Origin of the sequence: Lactobacillus sp. UMNPBX1, from assembly GCF_002554085.1 — a bacterium.
Lineage (GTDB): Bacteria > Bacillota > Bacilli > Lactobacillales > Lactobacillaceae > Lactobacillus > Lactobacillus crispatus.
The window spans coordinates 18,336-40,196 of the sequence record NZ_PCZI01000004.1 but is presented as its reverse complement, the minus strand read 5'-3'; the positions used below and the strand labels follow the sequence as shown (position 1 = coordinate 40,196).

Below are 21,861 nucleotides of genomic sequence, written 5' to 3'. Positions count from 1 at the left end.
TTGAAGTTTACGGTAATTAAGCTTTCTTAGCATTCTTTTGTTCTTCAGCAACAGCCTTATTATCAGCAATCTTGAAGAATGGGAACCAAATCAAAGTACTTAAGACTACTACAACCATAGCGATGATAAAGAATGGAATACCACCTGAGAAGAATGCTTGAACAACACCAGGCATAGTCCATGGTAATTGAATAAATGGGTTAACAGTAGCATGGAACAAATCAATCAATCCCCAACTTACCAAACCATTAATGATAGGTTCAAACAGCATTGGTAAGAAGAAAACGGGGTTTAACATAATTGGCATCCCGAATACCAATGGTTCATTAATATTGAACAATGCTGGTACTCCGGCCAATTTTAACATTTGTTTGTAGCGATCAGATTTTGCTCTAAACATAGAAATAATTAAACCGATTGTAGCACCCTGACCACCAAAAGCACTGTTTAAAATGACAGAAAGCATTGCCATGGTGACGTATGGCATTGGTTGACCAGCCTTAAATGCATTCTGGTTAACAATACCGTTAGCAATGATAATTGGCATTACAATACCATAAACCATGTTAGGGTGAATACCAAAGAACCATAAAACATTAGCCAAGGTGTAAATAGCAATAATACTAATTGGAGAAGCAGTAAATGTCTGAAGTGGTGTTTGAACCAATTTAGTAACACAATCAAAGATGTTACCAAATGCAGTATAACTAAATGCTCCTCTAATTAAAGTCATTAATACCAAAATAATTCCGGCAATTAATGATGGCTGAAGTGAAGCTGCAACATTAGGTGGAACACTGTCAGGTAATTTAATTACAATATTCTTTTTGTTAAGGAATACGTAAAGCATCCCAACAACCCAGCCAACAAGGATAGCAACAACCATACCAGATGAACCAAGGTAATTAGTACCAAAGGCTGTCACTTGAGTCAACTTAGCGTGCGGCCCAAAGGCCACGGCACAAGCGGTAATCATCGTCCCGATCCCCATCATGAAGCCGAGTTTTTCTTTAGGTACTTCAGCTAAGATAATGTTGTACATCAGCGGCAAGCCTATACCGGTACCGATTCCTTGCAAGGCTCGACCCACTAACAAAAGATCAAACCATGGAGTAACGATATCAATCAGCAAACCCACTATGAATAACGAAACTCCTAGAATAAAAATACTTTTAGTAAGAATTCGCAATCTAATCTGAGAACTAATCGGTACAATCGTCGCAATCACTAGCAACACCAAGGTGTTAACCCATTGAACTTGATCGGTAGTAATCGCAAAATCTCTGGTCAAGATTGGAAAAGTAACTGTCGTTGCCGTTTCGTCAAGGATTCCCAAAAACGAGAGCATCCCTGCGGATAAAATCGCCATCACCAAACGTGGCGTAACTTTTTTAGTCATTGTTCATCTTCTTTTCTTTAACAGGCAAGCGAATAATCGTTTTTAAATTTTCCACCTTCGTGCGCTGAGGATTTGATAAGTAAATTTCATGACGACGCCGCTTATCCGAAAAATCTAATTTCAAATTATTTTCAGTAATAAATTGATGCATCTTATCGATTGTAGCTGGCTCATCATCATAACTGCCATGATTCATGATTTGCACGCATTTTCCTTCAGTCAAAGTAAGTAATTTAACTGGTGAAAAATTCAACCCCTTCTTAACTGCAGCTTCTTTTTTAGTCCAAGTCAAAACATCATCTGTCACAAAATCAGGCATCCGAATGCAGGAAATGAAATTGAACTTTTCTTTGTGAGCATAATCAACGCCTTCAACGCCATCTTGCCACCAAAAGCCTTCAAGCGGTGGAACCACGAAGTCGAAATAATCTTTAATCTGATGTGAGCCTTTTTTACTCATTTTAATTGTATAGGCTAGACTATACAACAATTGTAGATCCTGCTTGTATTCTCCGCCCTCTTGATTGGGATCGCCTTGACCTTGAACAGCTAGATATTGCATCTGCGGAACATCAACCAATTCAGGCTTCTTGCCCGAACGATAGAATTATTTTTCTTCTTTTTTAAAATCGTAAGCCATATTCTGCCTCTATAGTTGATGAAATTTAACTGTCTTATTCTTAAGTGAAATTTTCTTCACTTCAAAGCCATAATCAGGCAGTTCTTTCTTATAACGTAAAAATGAATGATCGATTGGTAGACCTGCTGCTTTTTAAACCTCATCAAATGAGAGCTAAAAGTCGCCAGTTTTGTTGTTTTTAATATATTGCCATAATTGATCGTATTTACTCATATCTATATCTTCACTTTCTTTAAGCTAAATGTTCTAAATTATATTTTTCCACAAACTCTGCAAAAAATGGCAGTGCCAGTTGAACTACTCCTCTTTCAGGTGAAGTAATCAACTGATCATCTAGCAAGCGTGCACGATATACTGAAATATAGTTAATCGGTTTATGCAAAATATCTTGCAATTGCTTTGTTGTCACCCGATTGGTTCCAGCTTTAATCATCGCATTAATAAAGTCACGATCGGTTTTAGAAATGTCCATATACATTCTTTCATAAGCATTTCTGAATAAATCTTTTTTAGTGGCCTCTATTGTCTGCTTTAAAACCTCCTCATCTAGCTGCAAAGACTCTTGACTAAAACGCCAGGCATAGTAACCAATAGTTTGAAAAGCATAAGCGTAACCTTTTACCGCACGACTCATTTCATCTAATACCATGAAGTCAATTTCACGTTTACCTTTAGTAAATGCCTTCTCATAGCTAGCGGTTATTGTTTCCTCATCTAACGGAGATAAGTAAATCCGATTGCTACGCAATAAAAAAGTAAGAGTATTATCATTCTGTACTTCAGAAATTCTGCTTGGTAATCCTGTCATTAATAATGAAATATCATATTCATCACCAATTAAAGTTTGATATTCTGATCCAAAGGCTCGCACATCATCACTAATTTCAATTTCATCAATGCCAATCAAAATAGATTTGCCTTGCTTTTTTAAGCGACTCAATAAAATAGAAATATATTCATCATAATCAATTTGCTGAGATTCTTGTAATGCTTGCCAGGTAATACCATTGCCCATAATATTTAAGCTTTTAACATTCTTTAATAAATCAACTAATGAAATCCCTGCTGCTCGTTGAAGACCATGCATTAATTGGAATAATAGATTACCTTGCCCATTGTTTAAACGAATGAATATCCAATTGTCTAATTTCTCTAAAGACCTTTGAACATTTAAAAGAAAAACAGTTTTTCCCGATCCTCTCGTTCCATACACCAAAGACGTTTGATATTTAGCATCATGTGTTTGCAGTCCTGTCAAATAATCGGTTAATGCTTCTTGTTGATCAATGATAATTTTAGGAAAACGTCCAAAACTAGGCATAAACGGATTTAACATTTTTTCTTCCATAAGATTCCTTTTTATAGATTTTTTATAATCAAAATTTACGTTTTATAGAGTTTTTATAATTACTATCTTTTATTTTATACTTCTTTTATAATTAACTCAATTTCTCACTCTGGCCAAAACAGATCATCTAAAGTCTTATCTAGTGCCTGACAAATTTTAATACACAAATTAACCGATGGATTGTAATTACCTTTTTCAATCGCCGAGATTGTCCGTCTTGAAACATCAACTTTCTTAGCTAATTGTTCCTGTGACCCATCCTTATCAGCTACCAATCAAAAAAGCCCGAAATTGTACCGCACTACAAATTTCAGGCTTTTTTTATTGGCTCTATGATAAATCCTGTTGATAGATTTCTATGATATTCTATCAATGGGATTTTTTGGTAGAAAAAAGAGGCATAAGCCTCACTACATAAAATCCTTTGATACCACTCTTTAGAAATTAAGGTGTTTTGCTTATGTCCTCATACAATGATTGTATTAAATTTTCTCTGAATATTAAAGACCCACTGTTAGAATTCTTGGATATTTCAATTGGAAAGTATCGTAATCGCGATGCAAAGTTTTACCATGCAGTAGCTCATCTAGATCAATGTCTTAATTGTGGCTCAACTAATATCGTCCACAATGGTCATTTATATTCTAATGTGCGCTATCCTGCTTTAGATGCTAGCTTGCCTGTCTTTATCAGAGTAGCCAAGCAGCGAGTTATTTGTCGCGATTGTCATATGAATTCAATGGCTGAAACGGAATTAGTAGAAAAATACTGCTGTATCTCTAACGCCACTAAACGTAAAATTATTGGTTCTCTAACTGAAGATTGGTCCATGAAAAGCATTGCCAGACAAACTTCGACCTCAACCAACACTGTACAGCGCGTATTGGAGCGATACGGTTACTCTACCGTTGAAGATACCGATTGGCTGCCAGAATACTTAGCCTTTGATGAATTCAGAGGCGTTGGCAGACAGCTGCACTTTATCGCTATTGATGGTCATACTCATAAAATAGTTAAAGTGCTGCCTACCAGACTTAAGAAAGATATCATCAACTACTTCAAACGTTTTCCTCTTACGGTAAGAAACAAGGTCAAAACTGTAACTATGGATCTTAATTACTACTATGACATCATGGCTAAGGAGCTTTTTCCTAATGCTCAAGTAATTCTTGACCGTTTCCATATCGTTCAAATGCTCAATCGTTCTTTTAATTCTTGCCGTATTCAAGAAATGAAGAAGCACAAGAAAGGCGCCAAAGAATATAACCTGCTTAAATATTATTGGAAACTGTATCTCAAACCATTTGAGGATCTTGAAAAAGTAAAGCCGTACCATCAACCAAGGCTAAAGGATACTCTGACTCAGGAACAAGTTGTAGCTGATGGACTCAGACTAAGTCCCGAGCTTGAGAACACCTACAATCTTATGCAAGATATCAGTAAAGCTTTAAGAGACAGAGATACCGATAAGCTCAAGGATTTAATCAAAAGCAAAGATCACGTTGGCAACATGATGCATACCACGTTGAATACTTTCAAACGAAATCTTCATGATATTCTCAACGCTGCTAAGTTTGATGAATCTAACGGCTGTCTTGAAGGTACAAACCGCAAGATTAAACAAATTGAGCGTACTGCTTATGGCTACGCTAATTTTACTCATTTGATAACTAGAATTCAGTTAGAAGAAAAAGGTGCCATTATCAAAGAAAAAGCATCAAGCTGGTACATAGCAGCTTGATGCTTAATCCAATTATTAAATTATAGTTGACTTCTATCAACACGATTTGACAGAGAGCCATTTATTTTATTGCAAACCAAAAATTAATAGATTAGTTCCACCCACGTTCATTGAACCATCTTTTTTTAATTGTTTCAATGAACGTAAAACAAACTTTCTTTGATTACCATGCAACTTCTTAGCAGCCTTCATAGCAGCATTAAAGTCACGCTTGTTGTTTGCTTTCTTAAGACTAGTATTCAATCTATTAGCAATTCTCATAAGTGGCTTTTTCACATTCTTCATTGCAATACTATTTAAGTAATAGTATTGCAAACCAGATTGAGTAGTCCAACTAGAATATTTCTTATCCTTAGAAGCAATCAAATATACTGGTGCACCAGCACCGCGGCCCTTAACGTTAAGAACTTTTTCTATTCTAAACTTAACTTTTTGAACCTTAAATTCACACTATTTTGACATCATATTTACAAAAAAAATAAAGCTCAACAAAGGTTGAGCCATGCTTTGATCAATAATTAAGATATTCCACTTCTAATTATAAGCTAAAAATCAGCTAAACATACATATTAGTTAATTACAATTAAATCTCACTTCTCACTCACATAAACCTGATGACTTCGTGGAAACTCACGCTTAAAAGCCGCAGTGAAAGCATGCTTTGCTACATTATCATCAATCGCAAATGTATTAACAGAATTCTCATATCCCTGCTCAGTTAATTTCATTTGCTCACCATCAACTTCAACTGTTAATGAACGATCTTTCTTCTTAGTAAGCAACACCACACGTTTTGATTCTTTGCTTTTCAATAGCTGTTTTATTAATGACTTTACTTGTTTAACTGGTATCTCACGCATAATTTTCACCCAGCAACACTTTTGCTCTTCTTAAAACCGGTAACTCTCTGTCCGCAATTAATTTACCAATTTTAGTTTCCGCACATTTTTGATATTCTTTTTCAGCATCCCGATAACTCAACCTTAAAGTCGACAAATGAAAATCTTCTATTTCATCCTTAGTTAAATGTTTTTCACCAAAAGAAGTGACTTTGCAAAGATAATAATTATTAATATTATGGCGATGAATCAAATTATAGTAGTCACTAACTATACCGATTTTATGCATAATCTCAACTTCAGCACCTAATTCTTCTTTAAGCTCTCGCTTTAGCGCTGTTTCTAAATCTTCACCAGCTTCAACGCCACCACCTGAAGTTTCAATTAGCGTTGCCTTACCAAAGTCGTCATCACGTTTAGCTCTAACAAAATAATAATTTTCCTGGTCATCAAACACGATAGCTCGCACTATTTTACGATCATGATCAATATATTCTAATGGCCATTCAGTATCTTTCAATTGGAGGTTTAATTCTTTCATAACTTTTTCTTTCTAAAAAAAATAAAGCTCAGCCAAAGCTGAGTTTTATTTTAATTGATAATCAATGATTATTCTTCGTTCAATGATGAACGGTCGAATGAAGCATCCTTAAGTTCGTCATCGATAGTCTTGGTACCCATCCAAGAAATCATTTCCTTCATCTTGGCTGTAATTGCTTCTGCACCTGGCAATAACAACTTACGTGGGTCGTAACCCTTAGCCTTCTTGTCAAGGTCCTTTTCGTCTTCGATGTACTTACGAGTAGCTTCTTGGAATGCTAATTGGAATTCAGTGTTGATGTTGATCTTAGCAATACCAAGCTTAATAGCCTTCTTAACTTGGTCTTCAGGAATACCTGAACCACCGTGAAGTACAAGTGGAGTGTCAGGAACTGCTTCAGCAATTTCCTTAAGACGGTCGAAGTTTAAGCCCTTCCAGTCTGCTGGGTATACACCGTGGATGTTACCAATACCACAAGCAAGCTTGTCAACACCAGCTGCAACGAACTTCTTAGCATCTTCAACAGAAGCTAATTCACCGCCGCCTTGGTTTTCACCGATCTTACCAATTTCAGCTTCAACTGAAATACCACGTTCATGTGCTAATTTGATGATTTCCTTAGTCTTTTCCAAGTTTTCGTCAGTTGGAAGTGCGTGACCATCAAACATAACTGATGAGTAACCAAGTGCAATACATTCCTTAGCTGATTCAAAGTCACCGTGGTCCAAGTTCAAGATAACTGGAACTGAGATGTTCATTGAATCCATTTGGTCAGCTACCATGTCCTTAACGAACTTGTAACCACCCATGTACTTAGCAGCACCAGTTGATACTTGGATCAACAATGGAGTTCTAGTTTCTTCAGCAGCACGTAATTCTGCACGAGTCCATTCCAAGTTGTTAGTGTTGTAAGCACCTACAGCGTAATGGTTCTTACGAGCATCTTTAAAGATTTGATTACCGTTGTCAAAATAAGCCATTAAAAAATACCTCCTAAATATCTTACATGCCTATTGTACCCTAATAATTGAAATATGAACAATTTTTCACAGAATGTAAGCGTTATTTTCTTATTTTCATTGTTTTTCTCTTACATTTCTTTAGGAGCATTGACACCTAACAATCTAAGTGATTCCGTTAAAACGATTGATGTTGCTTGAACTAAGGCGAGACGAGCACCAATTTTATCGTCCTTGGTTAAAATCTTCACATTAGCATAGTACTTATTGAATTTTTTAGCTAAATCTAAGGCAAACTTAGCTATTACTGAAGGTTCAAACTTTTCGGCACTTCTAGCTACAATTCTTGGGAAATCTGCTAAATCTTTGGCTACGGCAAAAGCCCAGTCATCATCAAGAGCTAGATCAGTTTCGCTAGGATTTTCACCCATCGCAGCAGCCTTACGTAAGACGCTTTGTGCCCGCGCATTAGTGTATTGAACATAAGGACCAGTATCGCCTTCAAAACGCACAACTTCTTCTAGGTCAAAGTCAAAATTGTCTAAACGATCATTCTTCAAATCGTGGAAGACAACGGCACCAACACCAACATCATGAGCAACTTGATCTTGATCTGCTAAATCTGGATTCTTTTCTTGAATTTGTTTTTTAGCAAGTGAAACAGCACCCTTTAATACTTGATCGAGGAAGACAACGTTACCTTTTCTAGTAGATAACTTTTTACCGCCTTGAGTGATTAAACCAAACGGTACATGGTGAATCTCATCAGCCCAGTCATAACCCATCTTTTTCAAAACAGTCTTCAATTCAACAAAGTGTTGGGCTTGCTCGTTACCTACAACATAAAGCATCTTAACGAAGTTATATTCTTTCATTCTCCATTCAGCAGCGGCGAGGTCACGAGTTAAGTAAATTGAAGTACCATCAGATTTAACGATAATAGCAGGATTTTCACCTTCACCCATGTCAACAACTTGCGCACCACGTGATTCATGAAGAAGACCTTTTTCTTTTAATTCATCAATTACTGGTTGCATCTTATCGTTAAAGAAAGCTTCACCATTGTATGAATCAAAAGTTACGCCTAGTTCTTTATAAATTCGCTTGAAGTCTTTTAATGAAACCTCACGGAACCATTTCCATAGCTTAACTGCTTCTGGATCCCCGTCTTCAAGTTTCTTGAACCATTCACGACCTTCATTATCAAGTTCGGGATTTTTCTCAGCTTCTTGGTGGAACTTTACATAGTAGTGGAAAAGATTCATAATCGGATCTTTTTTAACGTCTTCTTCATTACCCCAGTGCTTGTAGGCAGCAATCAACTTACCAAATTGAGTACCATAGTCACCTAAGTAATTGATTTTAATAGGAGTATAGCCAACCTTCTCCATTGTCTTAGCAATTGAATTACCAATTACAGTTGAACGAAGGTGGCCCATTGACATTGGCTTAGCAATGTTAGGGCTAGACATATCAATTGGCACATTTCCTTCACCAATCTTTTGATCACCATAATGTTCTTTTTCAGTCAAAACATCCTTCAAAGTCGATGAAACTAATTTTTCATGATCAATCGCAAAGTTAACGTAAGGACCGACTGCTTGGATATTAGCGAAATTATCACTTGATAAGTTATCCGCAATATTTTTAGCAATTTCTGCAGGATTTTTGTGCAAAGTCTTAGCCAAAATAAATGCTGGGAAAGCATAGTCTCCCATCTTAGCATTTTTAGGGCGTTCAATTAATGCAGCAATTTTTTCTTTAGGTAAATCAACTTGACTAGCAACCAAGTCAACTACTTCATTCTTAAAGTCCATCTTATTCCTCTCTTCTAAATAAAAAAGTCTCCTTCTACAAATGTAGAAAGAGACGAGTTAAAAACCCGCGGTACCACTCAGATTGATACAAAGTATCCGCTTATTTAAATTCTTGATTTTATCAGTCAAACACGCCTTCATTATCTTCTAGTATCTATCTTGCACCAACATAGACTCGCTTAAAAAGAAAATAACTACTACTTTTGACTTCTTGGCAAACATGATTATAGCAGGAAAAAACGGCTTCTGCCACTAATTTGGTTAAAAAAGCCATTCTTGAGTTGGATTAAAATCTTGAACGCTTTGAACAAAGTTTTTTACTGTAATTTTTTAAAAAACGTTGCTTAAAAAGCAACGTTCTTGTTAATTATTTTTAATGACTACCTTCGTACCATCTGGGATGTGATCCATAATCCACTTAGAATCAGGTACACTCAAACGGATACAACCATGTGAACCTTGAGTTCTTCCCAATTTGGCTGCTTCTTTTAAGTTATAGCTATAATCAGCTTTAGTTGGCACAGAGTGGAACAAGTACACGTTATCAGGACTCCAACTAGTCCAATTATTAGCTCCTTCACCTAAGTTATAATTGAAAAAGCTGTCTCCACGACCATTTTGGATCCTAAAAGTTCCAGTTGGGGTCAATGACTTGCCCTTCTTATAGATTCCACCAGTTGATAACATGGTATACAAAACCTTGCCTTTTCTTAACAAATAGGTCCGGTTTCCTTTTAATGATACCCGCAAAGTCAAATCCTTTTCATACGGCTTAATCTTAGGATATTTTTTAAGCTCACTCTTTTTCTTCCAAGTGCCTGCCTTGCGCAAGTCCTTAGGATCGCTATATGGTCGATATAAAGCACCATTATCTACTTTTTTAGCTTGTTTTTTCTTAATTTTATTTATTTTCTTAGTTTTGGCCTTAGTCTGCGTTGTAGCAGCTTCTTGTGAGACATCAGACTTAGGTGCGCATACCTTAGCTAAGCCGATAATTGCACCAAAAGCTAGAACGATACTAGTTACGCCGATAATAATGTTTTTTTTCATAAATATGTTAATCTTCTTTTTTATTAATATTTAACTCAATTATATTATGCTTTTTCGTCTTTGAAGCGTTAAAAAACATCCCTCAACTAGGGATGCATTTATTTACTATTAGAATTTTAACATGTTTATGCCAATTCTGAATACTTTTTCATCAATTTAGGCAATACTTTAGAAAGTTCCGTTGGTCGTACCACATAATTATCTTTGGCAAGCAAGTCACCTGCTAAAGAATGAAGATAGACAGCAGCTTGAACGGTTTCAACGCCTGGGCCAAATTGAGCAACCATCCCACCGATGATTCCTGCTAAAGTATCACCCATTCCACCAGTGGCCATGCCTGGATTGCCAATTGGATTAACAAAAATTTGACCAGTCCCATTATAAACATGAGTATGATTCGATTTGAGTACTAAAAGCGCATTAGTATCTGGAATCAATTGGTTTAAAGCATCAATATTGGCACTATCTGTTTGAAACGGAATACGAATTTGACTCAATCGTTGCCATTCCATTTGATGCGGCGTCAAGATTAAGTGGCCAGCATTAGTTGGCAATAAGTTCTTATCCTGACTAATTAAATCAAGAGCACTGGCATCTAAGACAACGGTTTGTTTTTCTGAAGTACATCTTCGCAAGATAACTAAAATTTGCTTAGCGAGATCACTCATGCCTAATCCTGGCCCGCAAACTACAACATCCATATTTTTGATTAAATCTGCTAACTTAGCATCGCGCCAGTTGATAAACATTGCTTCAGGCACTCGTGCATGTAGCGGTGCTAAATTCAAAGGGTGTGTTGCAACAGCAGTCAAACCTGTGCCAGCATTAATAGCGCCTTCGGTAGACATAATAATAGCGCCACCATAGTTCTCACTACCACCGATCAAGAGTACACGACCGTAATCGCCTTTATGTGTATCGCTTTCTCTTTCTTTAATTACCTTTTTCAAGATATCTTCAGAAATTTCAGTCATATTTATCTTCCTCCGAAAATCCAGCGCCAAATTCTGACAAAAAAGTTCACCTTGTTATTAGCTGACAATGCCTTAGCCTTGACGTTCATCCCATTAGGATTAGACAATGAAACAATCTTTTCATTACCAGATTTAAATTGATAATCACCAACTGTTTGATCTTTATTAATTGGTGCTTCTACAGATTTTTTATTCAATGATGCCACTAAAGTTTTGCCATCAGCTGGATCCCAGATAGTAGTCTTTTGCTTAAGTCCTAAGTTAGTAGTTGCATTATCACCATCAACAACTTTAATTGTCTTAGCGCCATTCATTTGGCTACCAGCAGTCATTGTTACAGGACGATACTTGGTAAAAACATAATTCATTAACTTTTTAGTTTGTTCAAATCTAGCTGGATCCGTTCCGTCACGGTGACGTGCGCCCATTACTACAGTCAGTAAACGAGCACCATTGTGTTGTACAGTTCCGATAAAACAAGCCCCTGCAGCATCAGTAGTCCCCGTCTTTAAGCCATCAACTGGATAAGCTTGATCATATTGAGAAAGCCCCTTTAACATCCAGTTAAAGTTAGCCATCTTAGTTACGTGACCAGCATCTTTAAAGTTTAAGTGAGCTAAGCGTGTAGTTTCTAATACTTCTGGGAATGCCGAGATTAATTTTTGACCGACAATAGCCATATCCTTAGCTGACATCGTATTTTCAGCATTTTTATTTACACCAGGATATGCATCTTTACCCAAATTGCCATTAGGTAAACCACAAGCAGTATAAATCTTGGCATCTTCAATCCCCCACTTTTTTACTTGAGCTCGCATTTGATCGATAAATGCCTTTTGTGATCCAGCAATTGTTTGACCAAGCAGCATAGCAGCACCATTAGCTGATTCAATTAAGGTTGCTTGATAAAGTTGTCTTATCGTATACGAATGTCCTAGTTTTAATGGTACATTCGAATATTCTGCATTATTAGCTACCTTTACTATCGGAGCCGTTGGCTTTACTTTCTGATCCCATGAAAGCTTATGATTTTTTATTGCTTGCAGAGTTAAATAAACTGTTACTAATTTAGTCATCGAAGCAATTGGCAAAGTTTTAGTCGCATTTTTGGCATACAAAATTTGACCTGAATCACTATCAATTGCAATTGCTGACTTTACATTCAGCTTAACTTGATCTGCTTGATAACTGCTAGTTGTATCTGCGTTAACAGGCGTAGTCGCAAAAACTGCACCGCACGAAAAGATTGATACAGCTGCAACAGTTGTAATTGCTACACGTTTTATTTTTTTACTAAAAAACATGAAATTCCATCCTTTTGTATAATTAAAGTATTTTATGCTTACATTTTACCAAATATTTGGTATTATTATTCATGTAGCTAATAAAAATGCCCGCTTGGCGGAATTGGCAGACGCGCAGCGTTCAGGTCGCTGTTTAGGTGACTAAGTGAAGGTTCGAATCCTTTAGCGGGCATCATAATTATGTGTAAGTGTTGAGAGATCAACACTTTTTTTATTTTTTAATAATAGAATTTATAGCTCTTAATTTTATTAATCTCTGCTGTATAATACACATTGAAGGACATCAAATTTAGAAATGAGTTGATTACTGTGAAAAAGAGACTTACTAAATCACAAAACAAAATTTTAGCTGGCGTTTTGGGCGGAATCGCCAATTACTTCGATCTTGACCCAGCTTGGGTAAGAATCATCGGTGCCGCCTTAATTTTATTCACTGGTATCTTCCCTGGTATTGCTTTATATATCATCGCTGCAATGGTCATGCCAGAACCTGGCCAAATTGCACCTAAAGCCGAAAAACACACTACTGATTATCAAACTGGTCGTCCTAATACAATGAACGGTGATTTTACCAAGTCAGATGATTCTAGTTCAGATTCTGACGAAAAAAAGACGACAACCAAGAATAAATGAATGCTATAATGTAGGTCCTTGGCAGGGGCACAAAGTTGATTTCTTCGGGAATCAACTTTTTTCTCTCGCTTTCATGAAATCGCTTCCATTTCACTAGATTATGTGCTACAGTAAAAGCGTAAATAATAAACGTGATTAGAAAAGATAAATCTCAATATTTATCTCTAAGATGAGGAGATGGAGAATCATGATTGCTTCTATCGGTATTACATTCTTAGCACTTGAACTAATCGGGGTCTTTGTTTTAACGGCGATTACGCCTGACTAATTCTTAAATTTTAAGTAGCACTCCTAAAATTATTAGTAATGGATTGGCACGCAGGATCCAACGCACTAAAAAAGCCACTATAGATCATAATTTTGATCTGTAGTGACTTTTATTTTTAGTCATGGATGTGAAATTTTACTAAAATACTTTCAATTTTGCTACCAAGAATCTTTTGTGCTAAATCTGTCTTCAAGGTGACGAAACCATAAAAGATCACGCCCACTCCCACAGAAAAGATTACCAGGGATAATGCCGGAATTCTTCGCTCTGGACTCAAGAACTTACCTAAGCCTATTTCGACTAATTTTACAATCAGGAACATCCCGATTGAAAATGCGGTAACTCCCATTAGCCTACGACTAGTTCGATTCAAATTGAAATTATATTGAACTTCCAAATGCTTCAGTGATAGGAATACAATGACCAACAAACCCAAGTTAGTCGCAACTAGCGGACCGTAGATCTTGAATAAAAAGATCATCGGATATTGTAAAATTCCCTTCAGAATCAAGCCTGAGATCAAATATTTAATCGCTAAGCCATTTTCTGATAAACCCTGCAAAATTGCCATTAATACCGTAAACAAACCTAAGCTAATCGCCGTAAATGCAGATATATATAAGACATTGCTGCCTAATGGATCTGGTCCGTAAAAAATCGTGTACATTGGTTTACTAATTGCCGCCATCCCAAAGGCAGCTGGAATCATGACAAACAAGAACAAGTCCATCGTATTGGCAATCTGACTTGAAATACTCTTGTAGTCTCCTCTAGTATGCGCAGCCGATAGTAACGGAATAGCTGTTACCGCCATAGCACTAGCTAATGAGACGATGATCATAATTAATTTATTGGCATTCAAGCCAAATAAAGCGTACCAATCTTCGATTGTATCTGAGCTTGCATGAACTAAGCTAGCAATCATAGGGTGGAATGTGTATTGATCAACCAATGAGAACAAGGTAATTCCCGAATCAATAATGATAAATGGAATTGCTTGAGCAATAATTTCACCAAATAAATCAGTGGTTGAAACTCGCAAACGATTATTTGAATGGGCCACCAAGTAGTCCAGTCGCTCTCTTCTGGAAAGCAAAAACCAAACTAGCAATCCAATTCCAAAAAGTGCCCCAACAGCGGCAGCCAAATTAGATTGAATAACTGCATGAACGTAGGAACCGTGCTGCATTTGCATAATCACAAATGCGGTTAACAGCATCCAGACTACCCGCGCAAACTGCTCCACAAATTGTGACATCGCACTCGGCATCATGTCGGCATATCCCTGGAAGTAACCCCGCATGATACTTAAGATCGGAATAATTAAAATCGCATAAGACAAGCTCCGCATAACCGCAACTTGCCTCGGATCACTCTGACTACCATTAGACGCTAGTAGCGGCGAAGCAAAATACATAATTGCCGCCGAGACGATGCCTAAAATAGTCATCAAAATTAAACCTTTACGGAATAATTTTCGTCCAATGCCGTATTCATTTAAGGCATTATATTTGGCAACCTGCTTAGCAATCGCTCCTGGAATTCCTGCCGTTGAAATTAGAATAAAAATCGTGTAGATATTATAACTTCGTGCAGTTAAGGCATTTGCAATATTTCCGTAGGGTCCCATCCAGGCATACCACGGAATAATATACAAAGCACCCAAAATTCTTGAGGCAATCGAGCCAAAGGTCATCCAAGCAGACCCTTTTAGAAAAGTATTTTGTGTATCTTTGCTATTTAAGTTGTTTTCTTCTTCCATGAAATTTTTCCCAATATAAGTATTAACTAATTAATTGTCACGCAATTTGAACAATAAAGTAAAGTTCTACTGTTCTTTTAGGAAAAATTTAACTTATTTAGCAACGATATTAACGATCTTGTTTGGAACAACAATAACTTTTTTGACGTCTTTACCTTCTAAGAACTTCTTGACGTGTTCGATTTCCATTGCTTGTTTTTGGAGATCATCACGATCTGCATCCTTAGGAGCTTGGAACTTACCACGAAGCTTACCATTAACTTGAACCATAATTTCAACAGTTGATTCAACTAATTTAGCTGGATCGTAAGTTGGCCACTTAGCATAGGTAATTGATTCGTCATGGCCAAAGACTTGCCAGATTTCTTCCATCATGTGTGGAGCAACTGGTGCTAATAGCTTTACAAAGCCTTCCGCATATTCCCGTGGAATAGTTTTAGCTTTTTGAGCAGCGTTCATAAAGACCATCATTTGACTGATTGCAGTGTTGAAGTGCAATGCATCAAAGTCTTCAGTAACCTTCTTAACAGTTTCTGCATAAACCTTGTCTAATTCACCGTCGTTCTTATCAACGATTCTTTCTTGTGGAATTGCCTTCAAGTCAAGGTCATTTACAAAGAGACGCCATACACGGTCCAAGAACTTCTTAGTTGAAGCAGGACCATTATCGTCCCAGTCGATTGATGCATCAAGTGGACCCATGAACATTTCGTACATTCTAAGTGAATCTGCACCATATTCATCGATCACCTCATCAGGGTTAACTACATTACCCTTAGACTTAGACATCTTTTCGTGATTCTTCAAGATTAAGCCTTGGTTGTAAAGCTTCTGGAATGGTTCCTTAGTTGGCACAACACCCAAATCGTAAAGAACCTTGTGCCAGAATCTAGCATAGAGCAAGTGACGTACGGCGTGTTCTGCCCCACCAATGTAAAGGTCAACCGGAAGCCATTTCTTCAAAAGATCATAGTCAGCTAATTCTTTGTCATTATGTGGATCAACATAACGCAAGTAGTACCAGCTAGAACCAGCCCAGTTAGGCATCGTGTTGGTTTCACGCTTACCTTTTCTACCGTTTTCGTCAACAACATTTACCCAGTCAGTCAAGTTAGCAAGTGGGCTTTCCGGGGTACCAGATGGCTTAATGTCAGTTGCATGTGGCAAGCGAAGTGGTAATTGATCTTCCGGAACTAATGAAGTGGTTCCATCTTCCCAGTGAATAACTGGAATTGGTTCACCCCAGTAACGTTGACGGCTGAAGTCCCAGTCACGCAATTTGTAGTTGACCTTCTTCTTACCGCAGTTATGGTCTTCAAGCCATTCAATCATGCGCTTTTTAGCTTCTTCATTGTCTAAGCCATCTAAAAATTCTGAGTTAATGTGCTTGCCATTGCCAGTGAAAGCTTCCTTTTCAATATTGCCGCCTTCAATAACTGGATTGATTGGCAAACCAAACTTAGTTGCAAAAGCGTAATCACGATCATCATGGGCTGGAACAGCCATTACAGCACCAGTGCCGTAACTTGCTAAAACGTAGTCAGAAATCCAAATTGGAACTTCTTTACCATTTACTGGGTTAATTGCATAAGCCCCAGTGAAGACACCAGTTTTATCCTTATTAAGATCAGTTCTTTCAAGATCAGACTTAGATTCAATTTTCTTAATGTAAGCATCAACTGCTTCTTTTTGTTCAGGTGTGGTAATTTCTTGAACAAGCTTGCTTTCTGGTGCAAGAACTGTATAGCTAACACCAAATAAAGTATCAGGACGAGTAGTAAAGACATCAAAAGTCTTGTCGCTGTCTTTTACCTTGAAAGTAACTTGCGCACCTTCAGAACGACCGATCCAGTTACGCTGCATTTCCTTAACTGGTTCTGGCCAATCCAAATCATCAAGGTCTTCTAATAAGCGATCGGCATATGCAGTCATCTTAAGCATCCATTGACGCATATTCTTACGATATACTGGGTAGCCACCACGTTCAGTTTTACCATCGATAACTTCTTCATTAGCCACAACAGTACCTAAATCTGGTGACCAGTTAACAGGAACTTCGGCTTCATATGCCAAGCCCTTTTTATACATTTGTTCAAAAACCCATTGCGTCCACTTGTAGTAATTTGGATCTGAAGTGGTTACTTCACGGTCCCAATCATATGAGAAGCCCAACTTGTTCAATTGACGCTTAAAGTTAGCAATGTTGTTCTTAGTAACAACTTCTGGATCTTCACCAGTCTTCAATGCATATTGTTCAGTTGGTAAACCAAATGCATCCCAGCCCATTGGGTGAAGCACATTATAGCCTTGTGCACGCTTCATTCTTGAAACGATATCAGTTGCAGTATATCCTTCTGGGTGACCTACGTGAAGTCCCTTACCAGATGGGAATGGGAACATATCCAATGCATAATAATTCTTCTTATCAGGGTCAGTGCCTGTCTTAAAAGTATCATGCTTTGCCCAATAATCTTGCCATTTCTTTTCAACTACTTTGTGGTTATACAAAATAATTCTCCTTTACTATTAAAAAACGCCCTATGAAAAAATCATAGGACGAATCATCGCGGTACCACCTAAGTTTCACAATTTGTGACACTTAATTGCTCCTTAACGCGGATGGCAACGCTAGGTTTCCTCAACACGAGACGAGTTCACAATCCTATTTTAAGACTTCACAGCAGCCAGCCTCTCTCTGAAAAAATATTCTTGTTACTACTTCTCGACCTTTATTTTCTTATAGATAATGATTATAATTTACCACAAATGCTAAAAAATACAAGAGGGGAGTACTTTTTTGATTAATACGAAACGACCACCTAAGGACACCTTAATACCTGGTATCTGCTTCGTGGTTATTTATGCTGTCTGGGCCGCACTGGTTTCATCCGGCTCACAATTTATTCACAATTTTGATAATGCTGTGATCAACATTGTTTGCAACAATAATCCAGCTAATGTCGCTTTTGCTAAAGATTTTACTAATCTCGGCAATACAAGCGTGATCACAATTGAAACAATCATTGTTTTCATAGTTTTACTGGTCTTTAAGCAATATGCATACGCTTGGTTTACCGCTGGTGTCATGATCTGTGCTAATGGCTATAATTGGATTATCAAACACGCAGTAATGCGGCAGCGTCCAACGGTCAAGCACTTAGTTTATGCGGATGGTTATAGTTTTCCATCGGGGCACTCAGTTGGTAGCGCGGCGCTATTTGGTGTTTTGATTATCCTAACCATTCTTTTAGTGAGAAGCAAATTCTGGAAGACTTTATTGATTATTATTTGGGCTTTATTCCCACTGATGATTGGTTACACCAGAATTTTCGTCCACGTGCACTATCCATCTGATGTATTCGGCGGTTGGATTGAAGGAATTACCTTTGTACTGCTTGGTTATTCCTTCCTCTATCACTTCTACATTGAGCCGAAGATGATCGACATGAAACGAAAACAATAGAAATCAAAGCAATTTAAAAGGCATCGCATGATGCCTTTTTCTTTATCCTATTTTTGCTTGTAAATGCGTCGTTTGAAAAATTGAAATTAGGTTTTCTAACGCTGGCGACTTTTCCCCGCTTTTGCTAGCAATGAAAAAGACAACATCCATTAACTTTCGATCTAGTGGCAACAAGTTAATTGGCGTTTGTTCCATTCTTCTGATAATACTTGCCGAAGAAATGGTAATACCCACGCCGTGAATTGCCAAGTTAGTTGCAGTAATAATACTATTAGACTCCATCACAATATTTTTTTCGAGTCTTAATCTCTGAAATAAGCCATTAACTTGATGCCGGATAGCTGAACCAGGTGAACTCAACACTAAAGGCTCCTGCAGTACCTCTTTTAGATCAAGTTCATCCGAATTTAAGATAAACTTTCCTGCTTGGTAATATGGTGAGACTGGCGAAATCACTACGTAATAGCGTTCCTCGCCACCCACAACCACATCTAAACTCGAGTCAAGTGCTTCTGGCGTCTGACCAATATAACAATCCAGCTCGCCATTAAGCAGTCTTCTTTCATTTTCTCTGGGGAAATTTTCAAATAGCTGAATCTTGACGTTAGGGTTTTCTTGCAAAAATTGCGGCAAAATTTCTGGTAATAAATATGTACCTAAGCTCTCCAAAATGCCAATTTTAATTATCTGTTGGTCAGGATGAGTATATGCCTCCAGCTTGCGCCCTAATTGCTGCTTATTATATGAAACATTCTCCAAATATTGATAGTAAATTAGACCTGCAGGAGTTAACGTATAGGGTCTCTCATCTCGGTTGATGATCTTAGTGCCTAATTTTTTCTCAATTCGTCCAATTAGCTGCGTTAAATAAGGCTGGGAAATATATAATTCTTTAGCTGCTCTGGTAAAGTTACTCTCTTTTAGCAGAACATCTAAAAAATGTTGTAATTCTTCAGGATTATTCATGATCAAGCCCCCGTTATCTAAAAAATGATAGCTTCACAGCTATCATTATATCTTATCGACTAGGCGTTTTTCACAAAGTCTGCTAGTTCTTCTTCAGAAAATTCATTGCCATAATCTTGTTCTAATTCTTGCAAGATTTGCTTGGGACTGCACTTCATCCTTCTAAGCATGTTAATCGTTTTATGGATTGCTGCAACAGTTGCCTCATGCATGCCTTCTTCCATGCCAAGCTGCTTTGCTGCTTCTGCTACTTCTTCTGTGTTCATGACGTGTTGCCTCCATTCTTCGGTTCTACGATAATTGTTCATCGACTTTTTAATTCGACTGACGAGTTTTCCATTTGAAGTTGGCTTGCCTTCAATCATGCGATAAAGGTCATCAAGCTCAGGTCTGATCTCGCCTTTTGTTCCCTTTGTGTTTAAATATATTAACGCAGAATCGTCATTTAATTCAACTGATGGGTCTTCCTTAGCAGTATAAACAAAAGTATATCGCTTCAAGCCTTTTCCTTTGGGATCAAACGGCAGAATAAAAATTACATATGCAGCGTGCAGCTCGCCATATTCTTGTTTTCGTCGTAAAAAGCCATCTTCCATCATCTTGAACAGGTATTGCCTGGCTCGTTTATCCATGTCTGCTTTATGCGCGACCTGCATTTCCACATTGTAACGCCTGCCTCTGCTATCCGTAATCAGGACATCAAGAATCGAAACTTTATCTTCTTGGTGTGGCATAAAATGGCGAAACTTCACACTTTAGTCCTAATACATTCATTACTACAATCATGATAGAATTAAAACAGTACTAAAAAACCATACTCCGATAGAATATCGAAATATGGTTTTAAATAAAGCAGTTCAATAATATGTCCCAAATTTGGGGTTCATATCAAATCAAACTGAAGTGATTTTTTATTCTCTTTTATTTTCAATTTTAGTGATAGAAGTCAAATTGACCAATCGCCATTGTTTCTTTAATACCACCAGTTTCAAGAACCGACTTATCAATGGTAATCTTCTTAAGAGTTGCTGCAAAGTATCCTTTAAAAGCATGCCCCATTGCCAATCCTGCGGCTTCTGAATTACCCAAGTTAACTACTACACCTAAGTCATGGTAAGCATATTTATCCGGTCTAGTTTGACCCATAATTCTGCTCTTAATATCTTTTGCAGCGTAGTTAGCCATTGAAAGAGCCAATTGACCAGTGTTAGGATATGGCCATTTCTTACCAGGAACCATGACGCTTGAAACATCGCCTAAGACGTAGATATCATCACTTTCTGGCGCGGTTAAATGATCACCAACCATGACCCGACCACGACGGTTCTTAAATCCAGATGCCTCAATTACTGGACTGCCACTAAAGCCCATCATCCAGATTCTAGTACCTGCCTTAATTTCTTGCAGCTCAGCATTGTCTTTTTCATTAGCCATTTTATACAAAACCGAGGTAGAGGTTACTTCATTAACATAAGCTGGCTTAATAATTTCGACTTTATTTTTCTTAATTGTGTTTAAAGCGTAATCAAGCAATTTACCTTGGAACATTGGCAAAAGACGTGGCGAACCATCAATCATTCTGATGGTAATTTCATCTGGTTGGGCGCCAGCCATTTGAGCTAGTTCTGGGCGAACCTTGGCAATGGCATTTCCTAATTCAATTGCTTGAAAACCTGCCCCACAAATTACTACTGACAGGTGTTTAGAATCATGGTCTTGGCGATAAGCCTTCATTTCGGCATAAAGGTGGTCGCGAATAGCTTCAGCTTGTTTTACATTGCTCATTGGCAAAGCATTTTCGGTTACACCTTTAATGCCCATATTGCTCAAGGTAAAGCCTAAGCCAACAACACAATAGTCATATTTAAGTGGAGCATGATCCTTTAACTCAACTGTTTTATCAGCAATATTAACTTTTTCAACTTCATCCGTAATCACAGTAGTCATCTTCGGATTAATTACATCATTAATTTCATATGACATCCCAGTGTAGGGAATTTCGCCAGTAGCCACTTCATATAAGCGAATTGTTTCGTAGTGGTATGGATTACGGTCAACTAAGATAATCTTAACTTGTTCACGCAACTTCTTTTGCAAAGCGACAACTGTTTTCAAGCCGGCAAAACCAGCACCTAAAACTACAACTGTTTTCATAAT

The 21,861-nt window shown here is 37.5% G+C and carries 20 protein-coding genes, 1 tRNA gene and 2 pseudogenes; 5 read left to right on the top strand and 18 right to left on the bottom strand.

Annotated elements, in window-relative coordinates; all coding sequences use genetic code 11:
- Positions 1-16: 16 nt before the first annotated feature.
- From CP352_RS03725 to CP352_RS03705, 5 genes and pseudogenes are all read right to left on the bottom strand, one after another.
- Complete coding sequence (locus tag CP352_RS03725) at positions 17-1,399, bottom strand: MFS transporter (RefSeq protein WP_089143099.1); 1,383 nt, start codon at positions 1,397-1,399, stop codon at positions 17-19.
- A complete protein-coding gene (locus CP352_RS03720; protein WP_233186906.1) occupies positions 1,392-1,979 on the bottom strand; it encodes a GyrI-like domain-containing protein in 588 nt (195 codons plus the stop codon). Before CP352_RS03720 ends, CP352_RS03725 begins: the two co-directional genes overlap by 8 nt.
- 69 nt (positions 1,980-2,048) lie before the next feature.
- Positions 2,049-2,252: pseudogene (locus CP352_RS11270) on the bottom strand (hypothetical protein).
- Between the two features lie 19 nt (positions 2,253-2,271).
- Positions 2,272-3,387 carry an ATP-binding protein gene (locus CP352_RS03710; protein WP_035434217.1) on the bottom strand — a complete coding sequence of 372 codons (1,116 nt, stop codon included), beginning with the start codon at positions 3,385-3,387 and terminating at the stop codon, positions 2,272-2,274.
- Between the two features lie 104 nt (positions 3,388-3,491).
- The gene (locus CP352_RS03705) at positions 3,492-3,662 is read right to left on the bottom strand and encodes a helix-turn-helix transcriptional regulator (protein ID WP_087176099.1); all 171 of its coding nucleotides are present in this window, start codon (positions 3,660-3,662) and stop codon (positions 3,492-3,494) included.
- Positions 3,663-3,847: 185 nt separating this feature from the next.
- On the opposite strand from CP352_RS03705, the gene CP352_RS03700 reads away from it, so the two are divergent.
- The gene (locus tag CP352_RS03700; protein WP_089143098.1) at positions 3,848-5,128 is read left to right on the top strand and encodes an ISL3 family transposase; all 1,281 of its coding nucleotides are present in this window, start codon (positions 3,848-3,850) and stop codon (positions 5,126-5,128) included.
- A gap of 66 nt (positions 5,129-5,194) precedes the next feature.
- On the opposite strand, the pseudogene CP352_RS03695 reads toward CP352_RS03700, so the two are convergent.
- The 8 genes and pseudogenes from CP352_RS03695 to CP352_RS03660 all read right to left on the bottom strand — a co-directional run.
- Positions 5,195-5,569: pseudogene (locus tag CP352_RS03695) on the bottom strand (hypothetical protein); the annotation flags it as partial.
- A 149-nt stretch (positions 5,570-5,718) separates the two neighbouring features.
- Positions 5,719-5,988 carry a hypothetical protein gene (locus tag CP352_RS03690; protein WP_089143097.1) on the bottom strand — a complete coding sequence of 90 codons (270 nt, stop codon included), beginning with the start codon at positions 5,986-5,988 and terminating at the stop codon, positions 5,719-5,721.
- On the bottom strand, positions 5,981-6,508 hold the full coding sequence (locus tag CP352_RS03685; RefSeq protein WP_087176095.1) for an NUDIX domain-containing protein: 528 nt from the start codon (positions 6,506-6,508) through the stop codon (positions 5,981-5,983). The genes CP352_RS03690 and CP352_RS03685 overlap by 8 nt, the downstream gene beginning before the upstream one ends.
- 68 nt (positions 6,509-6,576) lie before the next feature.
- Positions 6,577-7,488, bottom strand: coding sequence for a ketose-bisphosphate aldolase (locus CP352_RS03680; RefSeq protein ID WP_005720809.1), 912 nt, complete (start codon positions 7,486-7,488; stop codon positions 6,577-6,579).
- 110 nt (positions 7,489-7,598) lie between these two features.
- The gene (argS, locus tag CP352_RS03675; protein ID WP_089147993.1) at positions 7,599-9,284 is read right to left on the bottom strand and encodes an arginine--tRNA ligase; all 1,686 of its coding nucleotides are present in this window, start codon (positions 9,282-9,284) and stop codon (positions 7,599-7,601) included.
- A 363-nt stretch (positions 9,285-9,647) separates the two neighbouring features.
- A complete protein-coding gene (locus CP352_RS03670) occupies positions 9,648-10,334 on the bottom strand; it encodes a L,D-transpeptidase (RefSeq protein WP_005725909.1) in 687 nt (228 codons plus the stop codon).
- 125 nt (positions 10,335-10,459) lie between these two features.
- Positions 10,460-11,308 carry an NAD(P)H-hydrate dehydratase gene (locus CP352_RS03665; protein WP_005725666.1) on the bottom strand — a complete coding sequence of 283 codons (849 nt, stop codon included), beginning with the start codon at positions 11,306-11,308 and terminating at the stop codon, positions 10,460-10,462.
- Between the two features lie 2 nt (positions 11,309-11,310).
- The gene (locus tag CP352_RS03660; protein WP_098034867.1) at positions 11,311-12,612 is read right to left on the bottom strand and encodes a serine hydrolase; all 1,302 of its coding nucleotides are present in this window, start codon (positions 12,610-12,612) and stop codon (positions 11,311-11,313) included.
- 88 nt (positions 12,613-12,700) lie between these two features.
- Here CP352_RS03660 and CP352_RS03655 point away from each other — a divergent pair.
- A tRNA-Leu gene (locus CP352_RS03655) sits at positions 12,701-12,784 on the top strand.
- 137 nt (positions 12,785-12,921) lie between these two features.
- Entirely contained in the window at positions 12,922-13,245 is a 324-nt protein-coding gene (locus CP352_RS03650) for a PspC domain-containing protein (protein ID WP_165518650.1), read from the top strand.
- Positions 13,246-13,628: 383 nt separating this feature from the next.
- Here CP352_RS03650 and CP352_RS03645 read toward each other — a convergent pair whose 3' ends face one another.
- Both CP352_RS03645 and leuS read right to left on the bottom strand, forming a co-directional pair.
- Entirely contained in the window at positions 13,629-15,275 is a 1,647-nt protein-coding gene (locus tag CP352_RS03645; protein WP_098034866.1) for a polysaccharide biosynthesis protein, read from the bottom strand.
- Positions 15,276-15,368: 93 nt separating this feature from the next.
- Positions 15,369-17,783, bottom strand: coding sequence for a leucine--tRNA ligase (leuS, locus tag CP352_RS03640; RefSeq protein ID WP_098034865.1), 2,415 nt, complete (start codon positions 17,781-17,783; stop codon positions 15,369-15,371).
- Positions 17,784-18,072: 289 nt separating this feature from the next.
- Here leuS and CP352_RS03635 point away from each other — a divergent pair, with 289 nt between their 5' ends.
- Positions 18,073-18,738: a phosphatase PAP2 family protein gene (locus CP352_RS03635; RefSeq protein WP_065989720.1), complete on the top strand. Its 666-nt coding sequence runs from the start codon at positions 18,073-18,075 to the stop codon at positions 18,736-18,738.
- Positions 18,739-18,780: 42 nt separating this feature from the next.
- Here the strand turns inward: CP352_RS03635 and CP352_RS03630 are convergent, their stop codons facing one another.
- Entirely contained in the window at positions 18,781-19,704 is a 924-nt protein-coding gene (locus tag CP352_RS03630) for a LysR family transcriptional regulator (protein WP_013086777.1), read from the bottom strand.
- Between the two features lie 59 nt (positions 19,705-19,763).
- Positions 19,764-20,438: an Rpn family recombination-promoting nuclease/putative transposase gene (locus CP352_RS03625; RefSeq protein ID WP_089143092.1), complete on the bottom strand. Its 675-nt coding sequence runs from the start codon at positions 20,436-20,438 to the stop codon at positions 19,764-19,766.
- 34 nt (positions 20,439-20,472) lie between these two features.
- Here CP352_RS03625 and CP352_RS03620 point away from each other — a divergent pair, with 34 nt between their 5' ends.
- On the top strand, positions 20,473-20,568 hold the full coding sequence (locus CP352_RS03620) for an IS3 family transposase (protein ID WP_216786119.1): 96 nt from the start codon (positions 20,473-20,475) through the stop codon (positions 20,566-20,568).
- A gap of 69 nt (positions 20,569-20,637) precedes the next feature.
- Here the strand turns inward: CP352_RS03620 and CP352_RS03615 are convergent, their stop codons facing one another.
- The gene (locus CP352_RS03615) at positions 20,638-21,858 is read right to left on the bottom strand and encodes an NAD(P)/FAD-dependent oxidoreductase (protein ID WP_013086779.1); all 1,221 of its coding nucleotides are present in this window, start codon (positions 21,856-21,858) and stop codon (positions 20,638-20,640) included.
- Positions 21,859-21,861: the final 3 nt, after the last annotated feature.